This window comes from Lacihabitans sp. LS3-19 (genome assembly GCF_024343575.1).
In the GTDB taxonomy this organism is placed as follows: domain Bacteria; phylum Bacteroidota; class Bacteroidia; order Cytophagales; family Spirosomataceae; genus Leadbetterella.
The window spans coordinates 1-910 of the sequence record NZ_RJUA01000056.1; the positions used below are offsets into that span (position 1 = coordinate 1).

Genomic DNA, 910 nt, shown 5'->3' on the forward strand with positions numbered 1-910 from the left:
CAGTAACGTTCACCAAACCAGGTGGCTATACAACGACAGATCCAAACCATGGCACTGACGATACGAAAGACAGTGATGCAGACAAAACAACAGGAACGACTCAGAGCGTAACTGTAGTAAGTGGTGAGACAAACAATACCTTGGATGCAGGATACTTCAAGCCAGCAAAATTGGGCGACTATGTATGGGAAGATGTAAATAAAAACGGCATTCAAGAATTAGGAGAAAAAGGTATCCAAGGAGTTACAGTTAAATTGACAGGAACAACTGGTAATGGTGCAATTGTAAACTTAACTGCAATTACAGATTTAAATGGATATTATCAGTTTAATGATTTAATACCAGGGTCATACGTAGTAGAATTTGTAACACCAGGATCAAATGGTGATTATACCAATAGTCCAAAAGATCAAGGAACTGATGATAGTGTTGATAGTGACGCAGATCAAATAACTGGTAAAACCTTACCAATTGTAATTAAACGTGGTGATGACAATCAAACTGTAGACGCAGGTTTTTATAAATGTATTAAAACTGCAGAATTTAATTATTTAGTAACTAACTTCTGTTTTAAAGATAATACTATTTTAATACCAACATTTACAGTTGGAGCAGTACCAGGTGCATTTACATCTACACCTTCTTTAGGTTTAGCTCTAAATAGTACTACAGGTAATATTACAGTTAACTTGGCAAATTCTGGTATTTATACTATTACAAATACCATTGGAGCAGATGGTAAATGCCCATTAGTTTCCGCAACCACAACTGTTATAGTGCCTGAACCATTGGAAATACCTTTAAATAATATCTCTAAGACGGATGTACAATGTTATGGAGGAACAGATGGAACAGCGACAGTATCAGCAACAGGTGGAACACCATCGTATACATATAGCTGGTCAAATGG

General features: G+C 36.3%; 1 protein-coding gene. It reads left to right on the top strand.

Annotation, left to right across the window (positions count from 1 at the left end; translation table 11 throughout):
- Positions 1-910: SdrD B-like domain-containing protein (locus tag EGI22_RS15245; protein ID WP_310588168.1), on the top strand; the 910-nt coding region annotated here is incomplete at both ends.